The sequence below is a fragment of the Gammaproteobacteria bacterium genome (genome assembly GCA_013003425.1).
Lineage (GTDB): Bacteria > Pseudomonadota > Gammaproteobacteria > Steroidobacterales > JABDKV01 > JABDJB01.
Genome location: JABDJB010000022.1, coordinates 1 through 6,387, shown reverse-complemented (window position 1 = coordinate 6,387; position 6,387 = coordinate 1). Strand labels below are relative to the sequence as shown.

Genomic DNA, 6,387 nt, shown 5'->3' with positions numbered 1-6,387 from the left:
AAGATCGCCGCCAATGTCATCCTGGCGCGCAAGCTGGCCCGCATCGCCTTCGCCCTGCTGCGCGATCAGACAACATTCCGAAAACAGCCAATGGAGGCTTGCCCAACGCCATAGAATCTCCTACGGGCCGCTGCTACGTGCGGCGGCGCAGGAAGCCCAGGCCACCCAAAGCCGACAGAAGCAAAAAGCCGGCTGCGGGAACCGGTATCACGCGTTCGATGACCAGATCTGCCGACTGCAAATCGCCGGCGATATTGAACATCGTGAACGTATACAGACCGGCCTCAGCGAGAGTGATTTCCAGGTTATCGCAACAGTTCGCGCCGATGTCCGACGCCACGCCCAGTGCGAAAATTTCGGTGCCACCACTCGGAGCAGCACCAAAGTTTGGTCCGCCGAGGCCGCCCCAATCGCCATCGGCAATTTTGAACTGCCAGGTACCGGCGTCGATAGCGATGGTCGCCGAGTAAGACGCGCCATCCCAGGTCATCGGCGAGGTTGGCGCAGGGCCGTTACCCCAGTCGTTGAAACCGCCGCGAACAAACACTGTCGTATCCCACGGCGGCGGGTTACCTTCGGCACCCGTCGTGCTTGCAAACGCGCCAGAGGCACAAAACAGCGCCAGCAAAATAAAACCTAATTTTCTCATTATCTTTTCCCCCAATGCTGGCGCCCACGGGCGCGCCTGTTGTGTGTTCTTGCTCCATACAGGAGTACCGCTATTTTTCAGCGGCGTGAGGGGCAATGTCAAATTTGTCCTCTCGTTTATGTTAAGTCGGGTCTGGCTGAGGCAATCCACGCCACCAGAATGCTGCGTTGCAATGCGCGAGCAGTCCAGCTGAAACAGGCCTGTTTTTGTGCATACGATTGCATGCCGCCTGCACACAATCACTTGCACTGGCTTTTGCTACCGCGCGATGCAGCAGCTGCCATATGTCAAGTTCGATGACGCCGCGGTGCATTTTTTACTTATAATTCCCGTAGCTTCGCCTGGTGCGAAGAGCTTTGCTACGAGCGGCGCGATTACACTAATAAACGCGCCGTCAAATGACTATAACTCTCTCGGGGGAAATTCAATGATCAAGCACTGCGTACGCGTGCTCGCCGCCAGCCTGCTGCTGGCAGGTTCTGCACAGGCACAGGATATTGCGCTGGGGTTACTCGACAACTTTGAGGATTGCGAGGTATTCCCGTGCGATCCGGCAACAACTCTGGGCTGGAAACAGGGCGTGCTTATTCCGCCCGAAAGCCAGCCAATGGCCATACCGGGCGGCGGTGACAGCGGCGCTGATGACGCCTACCTGGAAATGTCTGATCTTGGCGATACGCCAAACCACGGTATGTTCAACGAAGAACCGCGCTGGACCGGCGACTACATCGCCGCCGGTGTAAATAAAGTACGCGTCAATGTGACTAACTTCAGCGCCACCCCGCTCAACCTGCGCCTGGGTATTCGCGATGCCGGTCAGGGCGCCTCGGGTAACTGCTGGATATCTGCCACGCCGTTTGTTGTCGAGACCCCGCTGGTCTGGACCAATGCCCAGTTCATCATCGATGAATCAACCATGATCCAGGTTGAAGGCACCGGCACTTTCGAGGACACCGCGCGCAACGTGGCGCAAATCCGCATCATCTCGTCGGAAGCAGGCAAACTCTGCGGCGGCGATGACATCAACGCCATCAGCGGCTATGACGATTTCCAGACCGATGCCGACACCGACCTGGATGGCGTCAACAACACGCAGGACAACTGCACGCTGGTAGCCAACCCCGACCAGACCGACAGCGACGGCGACCGTTACGGCAACGCCTGCGACGGCGACTTCAACGACGGACCTTTTGTCGGTGGCGACTGCATTGTCGATCTCAACGACCTGGCCATCATCCGCAGCTCGTTCCTGTCGCAGACTGGCGATGCCAATTACAACCCGGTAACCGACATTGTCTTTGACGGTGCGGTCAACCTGCTCGACCTGGCACAGATGCGTGCACTGTTCCTGGCCCCGCCCGGCCCCGGCCTGGGTTCCTGTGGCTGTGGCCCGGACAACAACGACGCCGGTCCGGATTTTGCCGGTGAAGTGGTGTTCCTGCGCGGCGGCCTGATCAACGACTGGGGTGCGGTTGTGGGTAGCAACAACGCAGCGTTCCTCGGCGAGGGCGCCTACCAGGCCCGTTTCCCGGTGGCACCGGGTAACTGGGGCTTTAAGGTTGCCACTGAAGATTGGGCGATAGCGGAGTACAGCTTCGACGGCACCGTCCTGGTAAATGGCCCGGCCATCAACTTTGGTCCGGGTGGAGGCGTGCCGGATGCACGTGTCGATATCCCCGAGCAGGGCTGCTACGAGTTCAACATCACCGCAGTCGACGTGGCCGGCGACCCGCCCGTAGCGGGCAGTGTTGATGTGAGCATCGTCGGCCCACTGCCTTAAACGACCAGGCTTGAACAACGCCCCCTTGCCGCTGGCAAGGGGGCGTTGCTGTACAGCAAAACCCTACAATGACGCATCGGCAGCGCCCGCGGCGCTACAATTCGTCATCACGTCAGTTAACCGGTAACAAAATGCGCGCACATCTTCTTTGCATCAGCCTGTTGGTTTCCCTCGCCACTTCTGCAGGGGCCAGGGAAGCTCCCGTGCGCGCGCTTGGCTGGGTTGGCAACATGTTGCCGGCTGGTGGATCGAGCAACCAGATTACTTCTGGCGGCAGCCTGGAAATTTTCATCCAGGCCTGGAAGTCGGGCGTCACTGACAGCCCCGGAGCAGGCGCCAACATAGACTGCGAACTGTGGTGGAGCGAGGTCACGTTTTTCGGCGGGCCCTGGCTTGCCGAGACGGCAACTGCGATGAGCTATGTCGACGATGTCGGCAATAACGACCGCTACTCTGTTGTCATTTCACCAACAGACGGGCTGTACGAGTTTACTGCCCGTTGCACCGATACGACTGACAGCAACATCACCTGGCAACAAGACGGAAACGGCCAGCTGACAGTTTCGCCGGCCGGCACCATTGGCGGGCGGCGCGGTATCTGGGTAGAAGACGACATCATTGCCTGGAACACCAGCTTTGGCCCGGGTGGCGCTGTTACCTATGAACTGCACTACGCGTTCGACGGTGGCCTGTCGGTTCCTGTCACCAGTGGCAGCGGCATACCGCTTACCTTCCAGAGTTTTCTTTCCAGCTTTGCGTACCCGAAGTACCCCAACATTGGCGGCTACAAGGCGCTGCAGCTGCCGACGGCCGAACTTGCCAACGTCCCGGACATACTCAAGGGGCAGATTGCCATCGCCGCCTACAGCGGCAGCGGCGACTTGCTCGAAGCGACCAGCGTGCAGCTGCAGGGCGTACTCGACGACCTTTACACCTACAACGGCCCGCTGGGTTTGAGTTTTGATGGCCAGGTGCCGACCTTCCGGCTCTGGGCACCGACCGCGCGCCAGGTAAATATGCGTCATTACTTTTTGCCCGCCACCCTGGGGCAGCCGGTACCGATGACTCTCGACCCGGCCACGGGTGTATGGGAACTGACCGGCACCGCCGATATGTACGGCGATTACTACTGGTATGAGGTAAGCGTCTGGGTCGAGGGCGAACAGAGCGTTATCTCAAACCTGGTCACCGACCCGTACGCGGTCAACCTGTCGGCCAACGCGGCACGCGCGCAAATTATCGATATAGAAAACGACGCGGCGACAAAGCCGCCGGGCTGGGACACGCTGGCCAAACCGCAGCTGGACGCGCCCGAAGACATCACCATCTACGAACTGCACATACGTGACTTCAGTGCCTACGATGACAGTATCCCGGCCGAGCACCGTGGCACATTCAAGGCGTTTAGTTACGACGGTAACGGTACTGCCCTGTCCGAGGGCATGGCGCACCTGCAGGCGCTGGCCGATGCCGGACTGACGCACATCCACCTGTTACCAGTGCACGACTACGCCGACATCCCGGAAAACCCTGCCGACCGCAACGACCCGGATCCGGCGCTGCTGGCCAGCTACCCGGCAGACTCCGACCAGCAGCAGGCTATTGTTGCCGCCAGCAAGGACCAGGACAGCTTCAACTGGGGCTTTAACCCGGTGCACTACGGTGTCCCGGAGGGCAGCTTTGCCACCATGCAGGACGGCCCGACGCGTATCTACGAGATGCGCGAGATGGTGCAGTCGCTGTCCGACAACGGCCTGCGGGTGATCCTGGACGTGGTGTACAACCACACCAGTTCAGCAGAGCAAAACGTCAACTCGGTGCTGGACAAGATCGTGCCGGGGTATTTCTACCGCCTTACGCCCGATGGCGATATCGAAACATCGAGCTGCTGCAACGACACCGCCACCGAATTTGTAATGGCGGAAAAGCTGATGATCGATACCGCAGTACAGTGGGTGAAGCAATACAAGGTAGATGGTTTCCGCTTTGACCTGATGTCACTGCATACCCGCGCCAACATGGAAGCACTGCGCGATGCAGTGCAGGCGCTGACACCGGCCGCTGATGGCGTTGATGGTGACAAGGTTTATCTGTACGGCGAGGGCTGGGACACCGGCTCGGCCAAGGGCAAAGGCCTGGTATACGCCTACCAATGGAACATGGCCGGAACCGGCATTGGCACATTTAACGACCGGATCCGTGATGCCACCCATGGCGGCATAGAAACGCTCAATATATTCAAGCAGGGATTTGCCACCGGCCAGGCGTATGACTGGAACGGCTATTCGTATGCTGAGCGCTTTCAGGGCGACCTGCGTTTTTCGCAGGACCGGCTGCGTATCGGGCTGGCCGGTAACCTGCAGAATTACACCATCCTCGACCAGAACAACAATTTCGTCACCGGCGCGAATTTTAACGGCACCGGCTACACGCTCGATCCGCAGGAGGCGATCCAGTACGTCACCAAGCATGACAACTACACGCTGTACGACCTGATTGCGTACAAGGCTCCCTGGGGCGAAGGCGGCACGCCACGCACTGCGATGGAAGAACGCGTCCGTATGCAGAACATGGCGCTTAGCGTTATCACGTTGTCGCAGGGTGTGCCGTTTTTCCATGCCGGCAGCGACATCCTGCGCTCGAAGTCGATGGACTTTAACAGCTTTAACTCCGGCGACTGGTTCAACCAGATTGACTTCAGCTACCAGACCAACAACTTTGGCATCGGCCTGCCACCGGCCGAAGACAACAGCGGCGCCTGGCCGCAGATTGCGCCACTGTTGCCCGACACCGATCTGTATCCGGCCAACGGCGATATCGTCGCAGCAGCCGAACACTTCCGTGAAATGCTGCAGATACGCAAGAGCTCACGCCTGTTCCGCATGGCCACCGAGGGCGACATTATCTCGCGCCTCAGCTTTCACAACGTTGGCTCTGGTCAGTCCGATGGCCTGATCGTCATGGAACTGGCCGACGACCAGGCCACGGATCTTGACCCGGCGTACGAAAACATCGTCGTGCTGTTCAACGCCAACAAATTTGACCAGAACTTTACCGTCGGCGGCCTTGCCGGCGTGCCGTTCGGATTGCATCCGGTCCAGCAGGCCTCAAGCGATCCGCGGGTGCAGTTCGCCGGCTACGACACCGGGAGCGGAAATTTCTTTGTCCCGGCACGCACTACTGCCGTATTCGTGTCACCGCCTCAGGCGGCGGTCGATAGCGATGGCGATGGCGTGTTTGATGCCACCGACAACTGCCGGGAGATCGCCAACCCGGACCAGCGCGATACCAACGGCGATGGTTTTGGCAACCGCTGCGACCCGGACCTCAACAACGACAACATCGTCGATCTTGCCGACCTGGCAATTTTCCGCATCGGCTTCCTGACCGGACCGGGTGATGCGTCGTGGAATCCCGACGCCGACCTCGACGGCAACGACAGCGTCGACCTGCAGGACCTGGCCATCGTGCGTGACTTCTTCCTGCTTCCGCCCGGGCCGTAACGTCGCCTCCCTGCAGGCGCGGCTTTAGCCGCGAATCCCCGGTTTCCCCGCAGGAGCGGCTTTAGCCGCGAATCCCCGTGGGAGCGACTTCAGTCGCGACTGCTTGCGACCATGCCAGGTAGTCGCGGCTAAAGCCGCTCCTACATGCAAACCCAACACCGTGCCAAATCGTTCGCGGCTGAAGCCGCTCCTACACGCATGCCCGGCCTCGTGCCGAATCGTTCGCGGCTGAAGCCGCTCCTACATGCAAACCCGGCACCGTGCCGAATCGTTCGCGGCTAAGCCGCTCCTACATGCAAACCGGCCTCGTGCCGAATCGTTCGCGGCTGAAGCCGCTTGTATGGTAACTGCGCCTGATATCTGGAGGATTAAAGGCGCCGGGATGGGAGGGACTTAAGCCGCTTCTGGCCTGTTGGCACAGACTGTAGGAGACATCGTCCCCATCCCCTCACCAA

Annotated in this window: 3 protein-coding genes; 2 read left to right on the top strand and 1 reads right to left on the bottom strand. The window is 59.7% G+C overall.

Annotated features, from left to right (window positions below):
* Nucleotides 1-133 precede the first annotated feature (133 nt).
* Nucleotides 134-649, bottom strand: a complete 516-nt coding sequence (locus HKN06_04090; GenBank protein NNF60493.1) for a VPLPA-CTERM sorting domain-containing protein — start codon at nucleotides 647-649, stop codon at nucleotides 134-136.
* A gap of 427 nt (nucleotides 650-1,076) precedes the next feature.
* On the opposite strand from HKN06_04090, the gene HKN06_04085 reads away from it, so the two are divergent.
* Nucleotides 1,077-2,429: a hypothetical protein gene (locus HKN06_04085; protein ID NNF60492.1), complete on the top strand. Its 1,353-nt coding sequence runs from the start codon at nucleotides 1,077-1,079 to the stop codon at nucleotides 2,427-2,429.
* 203 nt (nucleotides 2,430-2,632) lie between these two features.
* Complete coding sequence (gene pulA / locus HKN06_04080) at nucleotides 2,633-5,932, top strand: pullulanase-type alpha-1,6-glucosidase (GenBank protein NNF60491.1); 3,300 nt, start codon at nucleotides 2,633-2,635, stop codon at nucleotides 5,930-5,932.
* Nucleotides 5,933-6,387 lie beyond the last annotated feature (455 nt).

Bases quoted from the DNA above. Each gene is read 5' to 3' on its own strand.
- HKN06_04090 (NNF60493.1), bottom strand. From the start codon at position 649: ATGAGAAAATTAGGTTTTATTTTGCTGGCGCTGTTTTGTGCCTCTGGC.
- HKN06_04085 (NNF60492.1), top strand. From the start codon at position 1,077: ATGATCAAGCACTGCGTACGCGTGCTCGCCGCCAGCCTGCTGCTGGCA.